Origin of the sequence: Ensifer sp. ENS10, from assembly GCF_014852025.1 — a bacterium.
Taxonomy (GTDB): domain Bacteria; phylum Pseudomonadota; class Alphaproteobacteria; order Rhizobiales; family Rhizobiaceae; genus Ensifer.
Map to the genome: position 1 here is coordinate 168296 of NZ_JACVAS010000002.1, position 17435 is coordinate 185730.

Annotated in this window: 20 protein-coding genes; 7 read left to right on the forward strand and 13 right to left on the reverse strand. The window is 61.4% G+C overall.

What is annotated here, in order from left to right:
• Positions 1–230 precede the first annotated feature (230 nt).
• Entirely contained in the window at positions 231–653 is a 423-nt protein-coding gene (locus tag IB265_RS07750) for a VOC family protein (protein WP_057248902.1), read from the forward strand.
• Between the two features lie 203 nt (positions 654–856).
• Here the strand turns inward: IB265_RS07750 and IB265_RS07755 are convergent, their stop codons facing one another.
• Positions 857–1789, reverse strand: a complete 933-nt coding sequence (locus IB265_RS07755; protein WP_210334436.1) for a ribose-phosphate pyrophosphokinase — start codon at positions 1787–1789, stop codon at positions 857–859.
• Positions 1790–2057: 268 nt separating this feature from the next.
• Here IB265_RS07755 and IB265_RS07760 point away from each other — a divergent pair, with 268 nt between their 5' ends.
• Positions 2058–2600 (forward strand): GrpB family protein, encoded by a 543-nt coding sequence (locus IB265_RS07760; protein ID WP_113132892.1) that lies wholly within the window; start codon positions 2058–2060, stop codon positions 2598–2600.
• A gap of 167 nt (positions 2601–2767) precedes the next feature.
• On the opposite strand, the gene IB265_RS07765 is transcribed toward IB265_RS07760, so the two are convergent.
• From IB265_RS07765 to IB265_RS07790, 6 genes are all read right to left on the reverse strand, one after another.
• Positions 2768–3637: a cytochrome c1 gene (locus IB265_RS07765; protein WP_057248900.1), complete on the reverse strand. Its 870-nt coding sequence runs from the start codon at positions 3635–3637 to the stop codon at positions 2768–2770.
• A 32-nt stretch (positions 3638–3669) separates the two neighbouring features.
• Positions 3670–4950, reverse strand: a complete 1281-nt coding sequence (locus IB265_RS07770) for a cytochrome b N-terminal domain-containing protein (protein WP_058324095.1) — start codon at positions 4948–4950, stop codon at positions 3670–3672.
• Between the two features lie 14 nt (positions 4951–4964).
• Positions 4965–5543: a ubiquinol-cytochrome c reductase iron-sulfur subunit gene (gene petA, locus IB265_RS07775; RefSeq protein ID WP_057248898.1), complete on the reverse strand. Its 579-nt coding sequence runs from the start codon at positions 5541–5543 to the stop codon at positions 4965–4967.
• A gap of 369 nt (positions 5544–5912) precedes the next feature.
• Positions 5913–7778 (reverse strand): ABC transporter ATP-binding protein, encoded by a 1866-nt coding sequence (locus IB265_RS07780; RefSeq protein ID WP_192494726.1) that lies wholly within the window; start codon positions 7776–7778, stop codon positions 5913–5915.
• Between the two features lie 120 nt (positions 7779–7898).
• Positions 7899–9752, reverse strand: coding sequence for an ABC transporter ATP-binding protein (locus IB265_RS07785; RefSeq protein ID WP_057248896.1), 1854 nt, complete (start codon positions 9750–9752; stop codon positions 7899–7901).
• Positions 9736–10176, reverse strand: coding sequence for a hypothetical protein (locus IB265_RS07790; RefSeq protein WP_162770954.1), 441 nt, complete (start codon positions 10174–10176; stop codon positions 9736–9738). The genes IB265_RS07785 and IB265_RS07790 overlap by 17 nt, the downstream gene beginning before the upstream one ends.
• Here IB265_RS07790 and IB265_RS07795 point away from each other — a divergent pair.
• Together IB265_RS07795 and IB265_RS07800 are read left to right on the forward strand one after the other, a co-directional pair.
• Positions 10164–10736, forward strand: coding sequence for a GNAT family N-acetyltransferase (locus tag IB265_RS07795; RefSeq protein WP_192494727.1), 573 nt, complete (start codon positions 10164–10166; stop codon positions 10734–10736). The two genes, IB265_RS07790 and IB265_RS07795, sit on opposite strands and share 13 nt — an antisense overlap.
• 6 nt (positions 10737–10742) lie before the next feature.
• Positions 10743–11204: a tRNA (cytidine(34)-2'-O)-methyltransferase gene (locus IB265_RS07800; protein WP_057248894.1), complete on the forward strand. Its 462-nt coding sequence runs from the start codon at positions 10743–10745 to the stop codon at positions 11202–11204.
• A gap of 80 nt (positions 11205–11284) precedes the next feature.
• Here IB265_RS07800 and IB265_RS07805 read toward each other — a convergent pair whose 3' ends face one another.
• A complete protein-coding gene (locus tag IB265_RS07805) occupies positions 11285–11860 on the reverse strand; it encodes an NADPH-dependent FMN reductase (protein WP_192494728.1) in 576 nt (191 codons plus the stop codon).
• Between the two features lie 76 nt (positions 11861–11936).
• Here IB265_RS07805 and soxR point away from each other — a divergent pair, with 76 nt between their 5' ends.
• On the forward strand, positions 11937–12407 hold the full coding sequence (gene soxR, locus IB265_RS07810; RefSeq protein WP_057248892.1) for a redox-sensitive transcriptional activator SoxR: 471 nt from the start codon (positions 11937–11939) through the stop codon (positions 12405–12407).
• Between the two features lie 15 nt (positions 12408–12422).
• On the opposite strand, the gene IB265_RS07815 is transcribed toward soxR, so the two are convergent.
• The gene (locus tag IB265_RS07815; RefSeq protein WP_057248891.1) at positions 12423–12683 is read right to left on the reverse strand and encodes a hypothetical protein; all 261 of its coding nucleotides are present in this window, start codon (positions 12681–12683) and stop codon (positions 12423–12425) included.
• Positions 12684–12900: 217 nt separating this feature from the next.
• Between IB265_RS07815 and hemF the strand changes: the two genes are divergently transcribed.
• Positions 12901–13812 carry an oxygen-dependent coproporphyrinogen oxidase gene (hemF, locus tag IB265_RS07820; protein ID WP_057248890.1) on the forward strand — a complete coding sequence of 304 codons (912 nt, stop codon included), beginning with the start codon at positions 12901–12903 and terminating at the stop codon, positions 13810–13812.
• Between the two features lie 46 nt (positions 13813–13858).
• On the opposite strand, the gene IB265_RS07825 is transcribed toward hemF, so the two are convergent.
• Positions 13859–14035: a hypothetical protein gene (locus tag IB265_RS07825; protein WP_156414592.1), complete on the reverse strand. Its 177-nt coding sequence runs from the start codon at positions 14033–14035 to the stop codon at positions 13859–13861.
• Between the two features lie 153 nt (positions 14036–14188).
• Here IB265_RS07825 and IB265_RS07830 point away from each other — a divergent pair, with 153 nt between their 5' ends.
• Positions 14189–14461, forward strand: a complete 273-nt coding sequence (locus IB265_RS07830; protein ID WP_057248968.1) for a BON domain-containing protein — start codon at positions 14189–14191, stop codon at positions 14459–14461.
• A gap of 6 nt (positions 14462–14467) precedes the next feature.
• On the opposite strand, the gene IB265_RS07835 is transcribed toward IB265_RS07830, so the two are convergent.
• The 3 genes from IB265_RS07835 to IB265_RS07845 form a co-directional block, all read right to left on the reverse strand.
• The gene (locus IB265_RS07835; RefSeq protein ID WP_057248889.1) at positions 14468–15082 is read right to left on the reverse strand and encodes an ABC-type transport auxiliary lipoprotein family protein; all 615 of its coding nucleotides are present in this window, start codon (positions 15080–15082) and stop codon (positions 14468–14470) included.
• 75 nt (positions 15083–15157) lie between these two features.
• Positions 15158–16528, reverse strand: coding sequence for an MlaD family protein (locus IB265_RS07840; protein ID WP_192494729.1), 1371 nt, complete (start codon positions 16526–16528; stop codon positions 15158–15160).
• Positions 16529–16609: 81 nt separating this feature from the next.
• On the reverse strand, positions 16610–17419 hold the full coding sequence (locus IB265_RS07845) for an ABC transporter ATP-binding protein (RefSeq protein ID WP_192494816.1): 810 nt from the start codon (positions 17417–17419) through the stop codon (positions 16610–16612).
• Positions 17420–17435 lie beyond the last annotated feature (16 nt).

Genomic DNA, 17435 nt, shown 5'->3' on the forward strand with positions numbered 1-17435 from the left:
TATGATAAAGAAACGGCCCCGTCGCAAGACGGGGCCGTTTTCGCTTATGCAAACCCGCCAAGACCAACCGGGACCGGTAGCAGGGGCAGTGCTACCTTCGTGCATGGGCTCGGCCGTCACGCCGACCGCCATTACTACCGCTCAAAAAGCAGGCGTCCTCCGTTATAATGTATTGGAAGCAGCGCGGCCCATCCGGCAGCGTCTCTCCGTTTTCAGATCAGGAGGCGGACATGAAACCACGGTTGAAAGTCCTTACGCTCGCGGTAAACGATCTCGAAAAGTCTCTGGCCTTCTATCGCGACGGCATGGAGCTGCCGACGAAAGGAATTATCGGCCAGGAGTTCGAAGACGGCGCAGTGGTCTTCTTCCATATGGGCGACGACCTGATACTGGCGCTCTATCCCGCGCCGTCACTTGCCAAAGATGCAAAAATAACCGCGACGCAGACGCGGCTCGGCGCAGTGTCGATCGGGCACATCGTCAAATCAAAGGAGGAGGTCGATGTGGTCATGAAACAGGCCGAAGACGCCGGCGCGACCATCACCGATCGCCCACACGACCGCTTCTGGGGCGGCTATTCCGGCTACTTCCAGGATCCCGACGGCCACCTTTGGGAGATCGCCTGGAACCCGCAATGGACTGTCGCGGATTGAAAGGCTCGGGTGGCGCCCGCTACGATCAACAAAGCGGCCGGCGGTGTTAGAAAACACAACGGCCCGTCGCAAGACGGGGGCGTTTTCATTTGCGCGATCATCACGAAGCAAACCTGCTGGTAGCTTCCGCTGCCACGTTCCTTCGAAGATGCCCTTGTGGAGGGGCGATCCTCAGTCGCGGGGTCGTCGCGGCTTGTGTCGGCTTAGTTGAAAAGGCTTGAAACGCTTTGCTCTCTCGCCGTGCGAGCTAGCGCTTCGCCTATCAACGGCGCGATGGTGATGCGTCTGATGTTGGGGGTCTCACGTTGCGCTTCGGTTTCGTGAATGGAGTCGGTCACGACCAATTCCTTGAGCTGGCTGGCACCAATGCGTTCGCAGGCACCTTCGGAAAGAACGCCATGGGTGATATAGGCCGAAACGTCCTTGGCGCCAGACATCAACAACGCTTCAGCCGCGTTGATCAACGTGCCGCCGCTATCTACGATGTCGTCGACCAGAAGACATCTCTTCCCGGAAACATCGCCAATAATGTTCATCACTTCGGACACGTCAGCACGGGGTCGCCGTTTGTCGACGATCGCAAGATCGGTACCAATGCGCTTGGCGATGGCACGAGCGCGCGCCACGCCGCCCACATCAGGCGAAACGACCATTAAGTTCTCGATGTCGTAGTGCTGCTCAATGTCACGGGTCATCACGGGTGCTGAATAAAGATTATCGGTGGGGATATCGAAAAACCCCTGTATCTGGTCAGTGTGGAGATCGACCGTTATCACGCGGTTGACGCCTGCAGCGGCGATCATGTTGGCTACCAACTTCGCCGAGATCGGCGTGCGGCCAGTGGCGCGGCGATCCTGACGGGCATAGCCGAAGTAAGGGATAACGGCGGTGATACGGCGAGCGGATGAGCGGCGCAGTGTATCGGCCAGGAGAAGCAACTCCATAAGATTGCCGTCGGCGGGGGCGCTTGTCGACTGGAGAACATAGACGTCCTCCCCGCGTACATTTTCATGAAGTTGAACGTGGATTTCCTGGTCGGCGAAGCGCTTGACCGTACAATCTGTGAGGGAAAGATCTAAGTGGTTGGCAATGGCTTCGGCAAGGGCGCGGTTGGAGTTACCGGTCACCAGCTTCATTAGCGCGATCCTGTTTCGAGGAGCCTTCGGGAGCAGAAGTTTGAGCTTGGGGCACATTTAGAGACTTGTGCGTGAAATCACAACCAGGCGCTGTACATTCTTGCGAGATGATCGGCCTCCGTTGGACCGCGGCCTTGGCCGGCTTGCCGATTGCGGACGACGAACCTATTTACGCCGTCGTCTCCAAACCAGCCGGTTAATCCGCCAGCGTAGAGCCCGACAGGAGCATGATCTCTCAACGCCAATGAACACAGCGCCGACAAATACGATGCAACCGATTGAAATCTGCGCCTGGTGTCCCGAATGGCCAACTCAGTTCGCCGTCAAGGCAAAGCTCATCCGAAGCGTGTTGGACGCGCACGCTATGCGCATCGACCACATTGGCTCGACGGCGATCCGAGGTCTGGCGGCAAAGCCGATCATCGACATTCAAATTTCGGTGGCCGATCTGCAATCCGTCGAAGTCCTGAGGGAGAGGATGACGGCCATTGGATACGTGTGGCGACCATCGAATGCTGACCTGACCAAGCGCTATTTCCGAGAGGCGCCAGGCAACGAGCGTACGCATGTTCATGTGCGCGGGCGCGGAAGCTGGAGCGAGCAATGGTCCTTGCTGTTCCGGGATTACATGCGTGCCCACGCCCATGAGCACGCGCCCTATGGAGAACTCAAGCGCGCCTTGGCGGCGCGATACCAGAATGATCGAGTGGCCTACACCGAGGCCAAGTCCGAACACCTCTGGACAATTATCCATCGTGCAGATCGCTGGGCGGCCCAAACCGGCTGGCAGCCGGGCCCGTCCGACGCTTGACCGCACGCGCCACAGCGAGCGCGAGCACTCTGCGGCCAGCGCCAGGTCGGCTGGCCCCCTGCAAGGCCTGCATCCCGCCGCGACCGGACTTCCAAAAGAAAAGGCCCCGGACGAACCGGGGCCTTTTCTTTGGATCTTAATCAGAGCCGGCTTAAGCCGGCCGACGATCAATGTTCCTTGTTGGCGTAGACCGACTTCTTCGTAAGGTAGACGAGGCCGGTGAAGATCAGCAGGAACACCATGACCATGAAGCCGGTGCGCTTGCGGTCTTCGAGGTGCGGCTCGGCCGCCCACATCAGGAACGACGCAACGTCCTTGGCGTACTGGTCGACCGTCTGCGGGGTGCCGTCGTCGTAGGTGACCTGGTCGTTCGAGATCGGCTGCGCCATTGCCAGAGCGGCAGCGTTCGCGAAGTACGGGTTGTAATGCGTGCCTTCGGCGACTTCGACGCCCTGCGGCGGCTCCTGGTAGCCGGTCAAAAGCGCATGGATGTAGTCCGGGCCGCCTTCCTGGTAGGGCCAGAACATGTCGAAGACGAACTGCGGGAAGCCGCGTTCGATGCCGCGTGCCTTGGCGATCAGCGAGAAGTCCGGCGGGGCTGCACCGTTGTTCGATGCCGCAGCCGCTTCCTTGTTCGCGTAAGGCGACGGGAAGTGGTCGGACGGCAGAGCCTTGCGGGTGAACATCTCCCCGTCCGCATTCGGGCCGTCCTGAACTTCGTAGTTCGCCGCAAACGCCTTCACCTGTGCTTCCGAGTAGCCGAGGCCTTCGAGCGTACGGAAGGGCACCAGGTTCATCGAATGGCAGGCCGAACAGACTTCGGCGTAGACCTTCAGGCCGCGCTGAAGCTGGCCCTTGTCATAGTGACCGAACGGGCCGGCAAAGCTCCATTCCTGCTGTTCCGGCTTGTGGATCGGATAGTGAGGCGTACCGCCGCCGTGCTCCTCGCCGCCCTTCGCCTCTTCGGCGATAGCTGCACCGAGACCGAGACCAGCGACGACAGCGAGTGACAGAATGCCTGTAACAAGCTTTTTCATTGTTGTGGGTTCCTTATCAATCGCTGTTCTGATCAGGCGCGCGCGGCGGCCGGCTGGGCCTTGGCATTCTGCTTTTCCAGCACCGCTTCGGTGATGGAGTTCGGAATGCGCTTCGGCGTTTCGATCAGACCGAGAACCGGCATGACGACGAAGAAGAAGCCGAAGTAGTAGAGCGTGCCGATCTGCGACATCACGACGTAGAGGCCTTCTGCAGGGCGCGAGCCGAGCCAGCCGAGCATGATGGCGTTGACGACGAAGATCCAGAAGAACAGCTTGTACCACGGACGGTAGACGGCCGAACGGACCTTGGACGTATCGAGCCAGGGCAGGAAGAACAGGACGATGATCGAGCCGAACATCACCAGAACGCCGCCGAGCTTGGAGTCGATCGGGCCGATGTTGAAGGTGATGGCGCGCAGCATCGCGTAGAACGGCAGGTAGTACCATTCCGGAACGATGTGAGCAGGCGTCTTCAGCGCGTCAGCCGGGATGTAGTTGTCCGGGTGGCCGAGGAAGTTCGGCATGTAGAAGACGAACCAGGCATAGACGAGCAGGAAGACGGAGACGCCGAGCGCATCCTTCAGCGTCGCATAGGGCGTGAAGGCAACGGTATCGGTCTTGGACTTCACTTCAACGCCGGTCGGGTTGGTCTGGCCGACGACGTGCAGCGCCCAGATGTGCAGCACGACAACGCCGGCGATCATGAAGGGCAGCAGGTAGTGCAGCGAGAAGAAGCGGTTCAGCGTCGGCTGGTCAACGGCAAAGCCGCCAAGCAGGAACTGCTGGATCCACTCACCCACCAACGGGAAGGCGGTGAAGAAGCCGGTGATAACGGTCGCGCCCCAGAAGGACATCTGACCCCAGGGCAGAACGTAGCCCATGAAGCCGGTCGCCATCATCAGCAGGTAGATGACCACGCCGAGGATCCAGAGGATTTCGCGCGGAGCCTTGTAGGAACCGTAGTAGAGACCACGGGCGATGTGCAGGTAAACGGCGATGAAGAAGAAGGATGCGCCGTTGGCGTGCATGTAGCGCAGCAACCAACCCTGGTTGACGTCGCGCATGATCTTTTCGACCGAGTTGAACGCAACGGTCGTTTCGGCGGCGTAGTGCATCGCCAGAACGATACCGGTGAGGATCTGGACGACCAGCATCACCGAAAGCATGGCACCGAAGGTGTATGCGTAGTTCAGGTTCCGCGGAACCGGATAGGTGATGAAGCTGTCGTGAATCATACGCGGCAACGGCAGACGGGAATCAACCCATTTCTCAATGCCAGTCGTCGGCGTGTAGGTTGAATGTTCAGCACTCATTATCAGTAGTCCCCTCAACCGATCTTGATAACTGTGTCGGAAACGAACGTGAAGGTCGGCACGTGAAGGTTCTCCGGCGCCGGACCCTTACGGATGCGGCCGGCCGTATCGTAGTGCGAACCGTGGCAGGGACAGAACCAGCCACCGAAGTCACCGGCCTGACCAAGCGGCACGCAGCCGAGATGGGTGCAGGAACCGATCATGACGATCCAGTTTTCCTTGCCTTCGCCGGCAGAGCGATCGACGTCGCTTGCCGATGCGTCGGCCGGAAGGTTGGCATTGCGCGCAACCGGATCCTTCAGGTCGTCGAGCTTGACGGCCTTTGCCTCTTCAACTTCCTTCTCAGTACGGTTGCGGATGAAGATCGGCTTGCCGCGCCATTTCGCCGTCAGCGACATGCCGGGCTGCAGGCTCGAAACATCAACCTCGATCGAGGCGAGCGCGAGCGTCGATGCATCCGGACGCATCTGGTCGATGAACGGCCAAGCGACAGCACCGGCGCCGACGACGCCTGCCATACCGGTAGCCAGATAAAGGAAATCGCGGCGAGTGGGCTCGCCCAAGGCCTCGCTTGAAGTGTCGTGTTCGCTCACGGCTAAACCATCCTCTCACGCAATGTTGCGGAAACCGCATCCGCCCCCGGCGAAATTCCTGCCCCTTGCGGTTTGATCCAGGTCAAGGAACCACGCCCTATTCATAGTGCTAACGCCCCCGCCGTTTTGCGCCTGCAAACACGACATCGGCACCAGAATCCGGAAAAATTCTGCGCACGCACGGCACACAGATTCCCCGTCAATCCGGCGCGTTCTATGCTTGATCGCAAATTATGTCCAGCCTTGACAAGGGCATGTGGGCAGATTGTCGCGGGGAAAAGCGCGGCCAATCGGCACAAGGACTTGACGGTCGCCAGTTAGGCTGAATTCGGGCCGGCCGAGCGGCCGTTGAAGCGGTCTTGAACCGCCCTACTCCGCCGCTTCCTCGCGGGCGAGAAATCCGCCCGACTGACGCGACCAGAGCCCGGCGTAAAGCCCGCCGCGGGCAACGAGTTCCGCATGGGTTCCCTCCTCGACGATCCGCCCCTTGTCCATCACCACGAGCCGGTCGAGCGCCGCGATCGTCGACAGCCGGTGCGCGATCGCCAGCACCGTCTTGCCCTGCATCAGGCGGTCGAGATTGGACTGGATCGCCGCTTCGACCTCAGAATCGAGCGCCGAGGTCGCCTCGTCGAGCACGAGGATCGGCGCATCCTTCAGCATCACCCGGGCAATGGCGATGCGCTGGCGCTGACCGCCCGAAAGCTTGACGCCGCGCTCGCCGACATGGGCATCGAAGCTCTTGCGGCCGCGCTGGTCCTGCAGGCCGAGAATGAAGTCGTAGGCTTCGGCCTTGCGCGCGGCGGCAATCAGTTGCTCCTCGCTCGCATCCGGCCGGCCGAAGAGGATGTTGTCGCGGATCGAGCGATGCAGCAGCGAAGTATCCTGGCTGACCATGCCGACCTGGGCGCGCAGTGACTCCTGCGTGACCGCTGCGATATCCTGCCCGTCGATACGGATCCGGCCGCCCTCGAGGTCATAGAAGCGCAGCAGCAGATTGACGAGCGTCGACTTGCCTGCGCCGGAACGGCCGACGATGCCCACCTTCTCGCCCGGGCGAACGATCAGCGAAAAATCGTCGATGACGCGCTCGCCCTTGCCGTAATGGAAACGGACGTGTTCGAACCGGATTTCCGGCTGGCTGACGGCGAGCTCTGCGGCATCGGGCCGGTCGACGAGACCGATCGGCTGCGACACGAGTTCGGCCGAGTTCTGGATCGTGCCGATGTTGCGCATGATCGAATTGAACTGGGTCATCATGCGGCCAAGCAGCATGTTGAGCCGGAGCACCAGCGCCAGCGTGAAGGCGACGGCGCCGGAACTGATCGCGCCGCCGAGCCAGAGATGGATCGCATAGATGGCGATGGCCGTGATCATCATGCCGGAAAGCAGCGCCAGCGAAGCGCGCACCGCCGTCAGAAGCCGCGTGAACGGAATGACCGCATGCTGGAACCGATCGAAGCCGGAGCGGATATAGCGGTCGTTCTCGTCGTCGCGACCGAAGAGCTTCAGCGTCTGGATATTGGAATAGGCATCGACCATGCGGCCATTCAGCATCGAGGCCATCTCGGCCGTATCGCGGGCATGTTTGCGGATGCGCGGAACGAAGTAGCGGGCGAGCGCCAGGAAGACGACGATCCAGAAGGCGACCATCGCCGCCAGACGCCAGTCGAGTTGCGCCACCAGCGCCATGGTCGAGGCCGTGTAGATGACGATGAACCAGACGACCTGCAGCAGCGAGACGATCAGATCGCTCGTCGCCTGGGCGCCTGCCCAGACCTTGGTGACGATGCGGCCGGAAAAGTCGTTCTGGAAGAAGGTCAGCGACTGTCGGGCCACATGCACATAGGACTGCCAGCGCACCAGATTGAGAAAACCGGTGATGATCGATTGTTCTTCGACGAGCGCCGCCAGCGACACCGCAATAAAGCGGAACACCATCACCGTCAGCAGCATGAACAAAAGTTCGGGGCCGTTCGCGGCGATGAGCCCGCTCCAGCCGGCTTCCGGCTTCACCGTGTCGAGAACGTCGACCAGTCGCCCGACGAAATAGAACAGCCCGGCCTCAAGCATGGCGACGAGACCGCCGAGCACGGCCATCGCGATGAACGGTCCCTTCGCCTGCCTGGCGTAGAACCAGGCGAAGCCCCAGAGCGATTTGGGCGGCTGCAGGCGCTCGCGCGGCGCGAACGGCTTGATCCAGTTCTCGAAGAGGCGGACGATGGCGCTGAGCATGGTTCCGATATAGGCGGTTCGGCGGGAACAGCAATCGGTTTCCGCACAATTGCAGATTACAAATGCGTAACGTCTAAGAGAGCGGCCCGCCGCTCTCTCGAACGGCGGGCCGACGGCATCTTACTCTGCCGCCTCTTCCTTCTCGACGTCGTCGGCGATGAAACCGCCGGACTGGCGAGACCAGAGGTCGGCATAAAGCCCGCCCTTGGCGACGAGTTCGCCGTGCGAGCCGGTCTCGACGATCCGGCCCGCTTCGAGGATCACCAGCCGGTCCATCTCCGTCAGCGTCGACAGGCGGTGGGCGATCGCGATCACCGTCTTGCCGGACATCAGCGCGAAGAGGTTTTCCTGGATCGCCGCTTCGACTTCGGAATCGAGCGCCGAGGTCGCCTCGTCGAGGATCAGGATCGGCGCGTCCTTGAGGAAAACGCGCGCGATCGCGACGCGCTGCCGCTGGCCGCCGGAAAGCTTGACGCCACGTTCTCCGACCTGGGCGTCCAGCGCCTTGCGGCCCTGGTTGTCCTCGAGCCCCTGGATGAAGTCCCAGGCGTTCGCCTTCTTCGCCGCGGTAATGATCGCCTCGTCGTCCGCCTCCGGATGTCCATAGGCGATATTATCGCGAATGGAGCGGTGCAGCAGCGAGGTGTCCTGCGTGACGACGCCGATTTGGGCGCGCAGGCTGTCCTGCGTGACGGTGGAGATATCCTTGCCGTCGATCCGAATTGCGCCGTCCTCGAGATCGTAGAAGCGCAACAGCAGGTTCATCAGCGTCGTCTTGCCGGCGCCTGAGCGACCAACGAGACCGATCTTCTCGCCCGGCTTGATGTCGAGCGACAGGTGATCGATGACGCCCTTGGCCTTGCCGTAGTGGAAGCGGATGTTGTCGAAGGCAATCGCCCCCTTGTCCGCCTTCAGCGCCTTGGCATCCGGTTCATCGACGATATCGTGCGCCTTTGTCATCATGCCGATGCCGTCATAGACCGTGCCGATGTTCTCGAAGAGCGCCGAGACTTCCCACATGATCCACTGCGACATGCCGTTGATGCGCATCGCCAGACCGACCGCAATCGCGATCGCGCCGACCGAGATCGCACTCGTCAGCCAGAGATGGATGCCAAGCGTGGCGATGGCAAAGAGTGCGATGCTGTTGTTGGCATAAACGAGGATATGGAACAGCGTCACCTTGCGCATCTGGCGATGTACGGTGTCGAGGAAACCGTCCATGCCGTCACGCGCATAGCCTTCCTCGCGGCCGGCATGCGAGAACAGCTTGACCGTGCCGATGTTGGTATAGCTGTCGACGATCCGGCCCGTCATCATCGAGCGCGCATCGGCCTGCTCCTTGGAGATCTTCTGCAGGCGCGGCACAAAATAGCTGACGATGCAGATGTAGATCGCGAGCCAGATGGTGAGCGGGATCACGAGGCGCCAGTCGGCGGTCGCCACGACCGCGAGCATGGTGACGAAGTAGCTGACGACATAGACGAAGACGTCGAGGATCTTCATCACCGTTTCGCGCACCGCAAGCGACGTCTGCATCACCTTCGTCGCCACGCGTCCAGCGAACTCGTTGGCAAAGAAGGTCATGCTCTGGCGCAGCAGGTAGCGGTGCATCTGCCAGCGGGCGATCATCGGATAGTTGCCGAGCAGCACCTGGTGCATGATCAGCGAGTCGATCGCCACCAGGCCAGGCAGGCCGATGAGGACGAGTGCGCCCATCCAGAAGAGCCTGCCGCCCTCGGCCTCCAGGAATGTGTCGCGGTTGGCGCTCGACAGCCAGTCGACCATGTTGCCGAGGAACTGGAACAGCGCCACCTCGCCGACGGCGATCAGCATGGTGCAGACGGACATGATGAGTAGCCACGGCACGGCCGGCTTGGAATAATGCCAGCAGAAGCCGAAAAGGCTTTTCGGCGGGAGCGTCGGCTCCTCCGCCGGATAGGGATTGAGGCGGGATTCAAACCAGCCGAACATTGCATTGCTCCTTCAGAGTATTTTGAAGGAAAGCGGGGTTTCCCCGCATTCTTATGATGAAAAGGTCAGTCCGGAAATGCAGCCCGAAAGAGGGTTTCGTCTTCCGGAGTCCCGGAAGCGCGTCGATCTCTTTTAAAAGATAGGTCGCGGAACCGGTCAGGCCAAACGGTGGCCCACTACTCCAGGAAGGCGTGTCAACATCAATACATTCATGTTTGCCTCCGTCGGTTCGCGTTGAAGAGGCCTGATCTCTACCCTTATTCGCGCCGGCATGCCAGATTGTCGCAGGCTGTTTCTTGCACATTTTTTCACCGTTCGGGTATCTGTTGCCGTTTCGGCACAGATTAGCGCCGGCAATATCAGCGACCGCAAAAGCACGCAGCGCCGAGCCTTTGGCAGCGGAGAACACGGATGACTGCTTCATCGGATACGCCTCCTGATCTTCAAGGTGTCGGTTTCGTCCTTCGCCGCCCCCGCGACGGTGATGTGGATGCGCGCCTGAGGCTCGGCCGCCATCCGGAAATCTACCGAATGTTCGGTGCGGGCCGGTCCTTTCCCGGCCTCTTCAGTCAGGGAGAGGCAGCCGCCTGGGTTGCGCGGATCGCCGGACACCCGGCGGCCTGGATCATCGATCAGGACGGCCTCACCGGCGAAGTGAGGCTCGACAATCTCAATCACGTCGATCGGCGTGCGAGCTTCGCCATCGGCATTTTCGATCCGGAACGCCTCGGCAAGGGGCTTGGCACGGCGGTCACCAAGCGGGTATTGGCCTATGCCTTCGATGAACTTGCCCTTCATCGGGTGTCGCTCAGGGTTCTCGCCTTCAATGAGCGGGCGATTGCCGCCTATCGCAAGTCCGGCTTCTCCATCGAGGGCCGCGAACGTGAGTCGGCTCTGATCGACGGAGCGTGGCATGACGACATCATGATGGGCATCCTGGCCGCGGAATTTGACGCGCGGCGTGATGCTACCGGAAACGAGTGACCTGACGTGAGCAATCTGCGCATCGCCCTCTACCAGCCCGACATTCCCGGCAATACCGGCACGATCCTGCGTCTTGCCGCCTGTCTCGGGCTTTGCGTCGACGTGATCGAACCGGCTGGCTTCGACCTCTCCGACCGCAACCTGAAGCGCGCCGGCATGGACTATATCGCCTCGGTGGCGCTCACCCGCCATGTCAACTGGGAGCGCTTCGAAGAGTGGCGAGCGGCGAGCGGACGCCGACTGGTGCTCGCATCTACCAAGGCTGCCCTGCCCTATACGCGCTACGAGTTTCGCCCCGACGACATCCTGCTCTTCGGACGGGAGAGCGCCGGCGTGCCCGACCACGTGCACGAGCGTGCCGACGGCCGAATCCTCATTCCAATGGCGGAGGGCCAGCGCTCGCTGAACATCGCAATCTCCGCCGCAATGATCGCCGGCGAAGCGATCCGGCAGGTTTCTCCAGCCTGACAGTGTAAACATTGCTACCTCCTTGGCTGTCGATCGAGGGGCGCCGAAAGCGGAACCGGCCACCGTCAGTGGTCGGCGCGTTACGCCGCCACCTCGTTGTAGGGTGCGCTCTTGCGCGCCTGTTTCAGTACACGCGCCCACCAGGTCAGCCGGTCGATCATCACGAACAGCGGCGCACGCAATTCCTCGGGCTTGTAGAGGTTGCCGGCAGCGTCGAACTTCGACCACGCCTTGGGGAGAGTGATCCCATCGCGCAGCGTCACCGTATGCAGCTCCCCGAACACCTGGCGCAATTGCTCGACGGCGCGGATGCCGCCCGAGGCGCCGCCATAGGAGACGAAGGAGACAGGCTTTGCGTGCCAGGGCTCGTAGACCGAATCGATCAGTTCCTTGAGCGCCGCCGGATAACCGTGATTGTATTCGGGCGTGACGACGATGAAGGCGTCGGCCTCGGCGATCTTGCGCTCGAGCCACTCGCCCGGATTGACCGCGGCCCCCAGCCCACGCGAGGTCCTCAGCCGCGCCGGATCGATGATCGTCAGGGTGAACACATCAGAAGCCGAAAGTTCCCGGATCAGCCAGTTGGCGACCGTATCGCAGAAGCGACCCTGGCGCGCGCTGCCATAGATCACGGCAAGGGTCATTTTCTCAGTCATGGGATCAAGCTCCTGTTGTCGACGTCATGGAGCCAATGCTATAAAACCTCAACAATAGTTGAGGTCAATAGCCATCATGACAGTTGTGAAAAGCAGCGAATTGCGCCGCGAGCTGACGGTCGGCGAAGTGGCGGAGCGAAGCGGCGTCGCCGTCTCCACCCTGCACTTCTACGAGGCCAAGGGGCTGATCCGCAGCAACCGCACCCGCGGCAACCAGCGCCGTTATCCGCGCAGCGTGCTGCGACGGGTCGCCGTCATCAAGGTGGCCCAGCGCACCGGCATCCCTCTGTCGGAGATCCAGGACGCTTTGTCGGTATTGCCGGACGATCGTCCGTTAACCGTCGAAGATTGGGGCAGATTGTCCGAAAACTGGCGCGAACAGCTGAACGAACGCATCGCCAACCTGATGGCATTGCGCGATCATCTGACGGGCTGCATCGGCTGCGGCTGCCTGTCGCTGCGTGAATGTCCGCTGCGCAACCCGCACGACGTGCTGTCGATGGAAGGCGCCGGACCGCGGTTGATGGATGATGATGGCCACCCTTGAGGGCAGTTAAATGAGTCAATCCGCACTCGGCAGGCGGCGCATGGTGAATTCGATCTCGTCGCCATCGAGCTGCCGCCAGCTTTCGACCTCGGTCCAGTAGGCGGCCTTCGGCCAGGTATCGAACCATTCCCGTGCCTTCGCCCGGGCGGCGCTGCGATCGAGCCGAAAGGTTTCGCGCACGAAAAGGCCATCGCCTCGTGTCGGTTTGTCCCGGCGATGCCGGGCGATCTGCCGCCGCAATCCATCGAGCGGCGGGCCTGCAGGTATTCTTGCCATGGGCTATACCTCTGATAACTAAGATAGTGACGGCGCTAGAGCTTTGCCAGAGGATTGTTCTGCGGCAGGCTCGCGCTGCCCATCAGCGCTCTGGTGCGACAGACCGCCCCGAGGTGCTGGACCGACGTTGCCATCGGCGCGAAAGTGTGAACTGTGGCGACTTCAATCGAATCGGCGGCATTTCATCGGGAAACCCGCCAACAGGACGCAATTTTCCATGGAACGACCGCAGCTCCCCCCGGGCCTCCCCGCAGATATCGAAGTGAAGAAGGCCGAGGCGCGTGCGTGGTTCGAAGGGCTGCGCGACACCATCTGCGCTGCCTTTGAAGGCATCGAGGATGAACTGACCGGTCCCCTCTCCGATCGCGCGCCCGGGCGTTTCGTCGCCAAGGATTGGAGCCGGGACGATGGCAAGGGCGGCGGTGGCCGCATGTCGATGATGGAAGGCCGCGTCTTCGAAAAGGTGGGCGTCCACACCTCGACCGTCTTTGGTGAATTCTCGCCTGAATTCCGCAGCCAGATTCCGGGCGCCGCCGAGGATCCGCGCTTCTGGGCCTCCGGCATTTCGTTGATTGCCCACCCCGTGAACCCCAACGTGCCGGCCGTGCATATGAACACCCGCATGGTGGTGACGACGAGCAACTGGTTCGGCGGCGGTGCAGACCTCACGCCGGTGCTCGACCGCCGCCGCGTCATGACCGATGCGGACACGCAGCTCTTCCATCGCGCCATGGAAATCACCTGCAGCCGCCATGCGGTCGCCGACCACGCCAAGTTCAAGACGTGGTGCGATGACTACTTCTTCCTGCCGCACCGCAACGAGCCGCGCGGAACCGGCGGCATCTTCTACGACTGGTTGCGCTCGTCGGAGGAACAGGGTGGCTGGGATGCGGACTTCGCCTTCACCCGCGACGTAGGCAAGGCCTTTGCCCTCGTCTACCCGAAGATCGTCCGCACCAACTTCAACATGCCCTGGACCGAGGAAGACCGGGATGAGCAGCTCGTGCGGCGCGGTCGCTATGTCGAGTTCAACCTGCTCTATGACCGCGGCACGATCTTCGGCCTGAAGACCGGCGGCAACGTCGAGTCGATCCTGTCGTCGCTGCCCCCGGTGGTGCGCTGGCCCTAAGGCAAGCACAGAGAACGTTTCGCCAGGCACGAACGCTCTCGCCACCTCAACTGCATATCCGCACCTTCTTCAGGATGACCCTGCCATAGGCGCCGTAGGTCTTGACGGTTTTGACGACGCAGCTCTGCCTGTAGCCATAGCTGTAGTTCCCGGCTTGCGCCGGTGTGCCGAAGGCAAGTGCCATCGCTATCGCCAGAGCCATGGCGAAAAAAGAGCCGCGCATCGATATGTCCCCTGCATGCTGATCGTGACCGCGACAGATCCCGTCGCTTGAGGAGACACATGGCACGACTGAGGATTTCCCGCTGTTTCGAATGAAACAGGCGAACAAAGCGTGGCATCCGACGTTTCCCCTGCGTTGAGCGAGGTGGATGCGATGATTTTCAAGAAGCGAACATTCTACGGCGACGAGCCGGAGCGGCAGGCCGCGGATCACCCGGCCGAGCTCGAGCGCCGCGTCGCCCATTTTCTGGCGGTGGCGCCCGGCCTCGATGCCGCCGATCTCACGGTGACTGCCAAGGGCAACACGATCATCCTTGCCGGCTTCGTCGCGACCGCGGCCGAAGCTGCCCGCGCCGAAGAGGCGGCAAGACACATGCAAGGCGTCGCGGAAGTGATCAACCGGATCGAAATAGCCGGCATAAAATAGAAGGCGTCAGATGGAGCCCAGCGTCCAGCTGACGATCTCGGCGGAAACGCTGGCGAAAGCCTGATCCATCGCCTCGATGAAGGCCGGGTTACCCGCACCCTTCACGCTGGCCGTGGCCCGAAACGCCTTTTGCACCCGCACCGTGCCATTGCGGTCGTTGAGGATTTTCGCGAAGATTTCGACGACGGCCGTATCGGCACCTTCCGTCGAGATCTCGAAGGCGCGGATTTCGGTGATGACTTGGTAATCGATCGCAAGGCCCTGGCCCGGCTTGCCGACGCCGCCGATCTTGCCGGTGTCTTCGAAGGCCTGCACGAGCTTCGACTGCACCAGCTTCGGCAGGCGATCGCTCCATTGTGCCTTGGAGAGATATTGCAGCTCGGAACCGGACAGGCGGATGACGACTTGGTCGCTGTCGAGCGCCTTCAGCGCCGTCGGCTCGGGCACCAGGATTTGTTTGCCGGTCGATGCCCGTCCTTCAACGAGAGGTGTAGCCGAAAGGCTGTACGTGTCGTTGACGGCTTTCGTACCGCAGCCGGCAAGTCCGGCTGCCAGCACGAAAATCAGGGCGGAGCGCCATGCTCCTGCTACTCGCACACCCACCAGCCCCGGAAAACTCATACTGCCAATACCCTTGTCCCAAACACCTTGGCGCACTTTTGAGCCGAAGCACAACGCCTGTTTGCCACGCCCGAATCAGCGCCGGGTACGGCCATCATATTGCTTCACCGTCTCGCCGCCAAAGAGAAGACGCTGCGGGTTCTTGTCGAATGTGGAGATGGTGTTCTCCAGGCTCTGGACCGTACGCCGCGTATCGGTGACGAGTGCTTCGACGTCGCGCAGGCCCGAGCCCGAGAAGCGCTTGAGGTTCTCGGCGATCGGGCCGATCTGCGCGTTGAGATTGTCGGCCATCTTGCGGAATGACGCGAGCGTCGCACGGGCGTCAACCGAAAGCGAAGGCGCATCCGCATCACCAAGGAAACCATCGACCTTGACGAGAATGCTGTCGACCCGGTTGGCAGAGGCGTTCAACTTGCTCGCCAACTGGGTGACATCGGTGATCGTGCGGTCGATATCCTGCTGCCGCGCCGTGATCTTTTCGGCAAAGGCGGAAATGTTGGCCACCGTCTTCCGGGCGTCTGCGGTCGCTGCTGTAATGTCGTTGACGACGAGCTCGACCTTCTCCTTGTCCACCGAGGCCACCAGCGTATCGACCCGCTCCAGCGTCTTCTGTGCGTTCTTGCCGAACTGGTCATAGGTCTCGACCGTTCGACGCAGCGCAGCAAGCGTCTCCGTCACTCCGCCCGAAGCCGCCTTCAGGTCGTTGCTGATCTGCTCGACGTTCGAAACGATGTGGTCGATCTTCTTCGGATCCACCGACTTCACCAGGGTCTCGGCAGCCTCGAGGGTCGAATCGAGTTTCTTGGAGGCTGCGCTGACCGAACCGGAAAGCTCCGTCACGCTTCTGAGGAAATCGTCAATCGCGCCGGAATTGTTGGCAAGCGCCGTCGAGAACGTCTCCGCATTGCCGATTGTTTTCGTCAGCGGGCCGCGCACATCGGTCACAAAACCCTGGATGTCGGTGATGGCGTCGTTGGCCCGGTCCATGATCTGGTCGGCAGTCGCCAGCAGGCTGGTAACGCTCGACTGATCCGCAAGGATGCGCGCCTGTGTGCCATTTTCGATCGCGGATCTCAGGATGTTCTCGTCGCCCTTGCGGCCGCCGCTGAGCTCGATATAGGCGGCGCCCGTCAGGCCCTGCACTTCCAGCGTCGCCTTGGTCGATTTCAGTACCGGCGCATCGATCGAAACCTCGGTGACGGCAATCGAATAGCGCGGGTCATTGGCGTCGATCGCAAGATTGCGCACCGTGCCGACGGGGATACCGTTGAAGCGCACCGGCGAGCCGACGGAAAGACCGTTGGCTGAACCCGGAATATTGACCACCAGCTCGACCATCTCGCCGCTGCGGCCGTATTGCGACATCCAGTAGACGAAGCCGAATGCGGCCGCGATCACGAACACCGTGAAGAAACCGACAATGGCGTAGTTCGCTTTCGTTTCCATTCGTACCGACTACCTTCGTGGCCGCTTCACCGGCTCTTGCTCCGATCTCGACATGTGTGCGTCAAAACCGCCTTCTCGAAATCATTGATCGTCCCGCACGATCGAACGTGCCCGCTTGCCCCTGAAATAGGACTGCACCCAGGGGTCGTCGCAGGCCAGCATGTCCTCCACGGTCCCCTCGACCAGAACCTTCTTCTTGCCGAGAACCGCGATGCGGTCACAGACGGAAAACAGGCTGTCGAGGTCGTGAGTCACCATATACACGGTCAATCCCAGCGTGTCGCGCAGCTTGGCGATCAACTCGTCGAACTCGGCAGCCCCGATCGGGTCGAGGCCCGAGGTCGGCTCGTCCAGGAAGACCAGGTCGGGATCGAGCGCCAGTGCGCGTGCGAGAGCCGCGCGCTTGATCATGCCACCCGAAAGCTCCGACGGGTATTTTTCCGCCGCCTCCGGCTCCAGGCCGACCAGCTCGATCTTCACCCGCGCCAGTTCGTCCATCAGGCTCTGCGGCAGATCGAGATATTCCCGCATCGGCACCTGGATGTTCTCGCGCACCGTCAGCGCCGAAAAGAGCGCGCCATGCTGGAAGAGAACGCCAAGGCGCATGTCGAGCGCGATGCGCTCGGCTTCAGTGATCTTGTCGTAGTCGGCGCCCAAGATCTCGATCTTGCCGGAACGCTTCGCCAGCAACCTCAGCACAGTGCGCATCAGCACCGACTTGCCCGTGCCGGAAGCGCCGACGAAACCAAGGATCTCGCCGCGGTAGATTTCGAGGTTCAGCTTGTCGAGCACGATGTTGGAGCCGAAGCCCACCGTCAGGTCACGGACGGAAAGAACGGACTCCCGCCCGTTCGCCTCGGTCGCCTGGTACGCATCGTGCCGTTTTTCCAATGGGTTCACGCTGTTC

Coding starts and splice junctions, on each gene's coding strand:
- IB265_RS07750 (WP_057248902.1), top strand. CDS start 231: ATGAAACCACGGTTGAAAGTCCTTACGCTCGCGGTAAACGATCTCGAA.
- IB265_RS07755 (WP_210334436.1), bottom strand. CDS start 1,789: ATGAAGCTGGTGACCGGTAACTCCAACCGCGCCCTTGCCGAAGCCATT.
- IB265_RS07760 (WP_113132892.1), top strand. CDS start 2,058: ATGCAACCGATTGAAATCTGCGCCTGGTGTCCCGAATGGCCAACTCAG.
- IB265_RS07765 (WP_057248900.1), bottom strand. CDS start 3,637: ATGAAAAAGCTTGTTACAGGCATTCTGTCACTCGCTGTCGTCGCTGGT.
- IB265_RS07770 (WP_058324095.1), bottom strand. CDS start 4,950: ATGAGTGCTGAACATTCAACCTACACGCCGACGACTGGCATTGAGAAA.
- IB265_RS07780 (WP_192494726.1), bottom strand. CDS start 7,778: ATGCTCAGCGCCATCGTCCGCCTCTTCGAGAACTGGATCAAGCCGTTC.
- IB265_RS07785 (WP_057248896.1), bottom strand. CDS start 9,752: ATGTTCGGCTGGTTTGAATCCCGCCTCAATCCCTATCCGGCGGAGGAG.
- IB265_RS07795 (WP_192494727.1), top strand. CDS start 10,164: ATGACTGCTTCATCGGATACGCCTCCTGATCTTCAAGGTGTCGGTTTC.
- IB265_RS07790 (WP_162770954.1), bottom strand. CDS start 10,176: ATGAAGCAGTCATCCGTGTTCTCCGCTGCCAAAGGCTCGGCGCTGCGT.
- IB265_RS07805 (WP_192494728.1), bottom strand. CDS start 11,860: ATGACTGAGAAAATGACCCTTGCCGTGATCTATGGCAGCGCGCGCCAG.
- soxR (WP_057248892.1), top strand. CDS start 11,937: ATGACAGTTGTGAAAAGCAGCGAATTGCGCCGCGAGCTGACGGTCGGC.
- IB265_RS07815 (WP_057248891.1), bottom strand. CDS start 12,683: ATGGCAAGAATACCTGCAGGCCCGCCGCTCGATGGATTGCGGCGGCAG.
- hemF (WP_057248890.1), top strand. CDS start 12,901: ATGGAACGACCGCAGCTCCCCCCGGGCCTCCCCGCAGATATCGAAGTG.
- IB265_RS07825 (WP_156414592.1), bottom strand. CDS start 14,035: ATGCGCGGCTCTTTTTTCGCCATGGCTCTGGCGATAGCGATGGCACTT.
- IB265_RS07830 (WP_057248968.1), top strand. CDS start 14,189: ATGATTTTCAAGAAGCGAACATTCTACGGCGACGAGCCGGAGCGGCAG.
- IB265_RS07835 (WP_057248889.1), bottom strand. CDS start 15,082: ATGAGTTTTCCGGGGCTGGTGGGTGTGCGAGTAGCAGGAGCATGGCGC.
- IB265_RS07840 (WP_192494729.1), bottom strand. CDS start 16,528: ATGGAAACGAAAGCGAACTACGCCATTGTCGGTTTCTTCACGGTGTTC.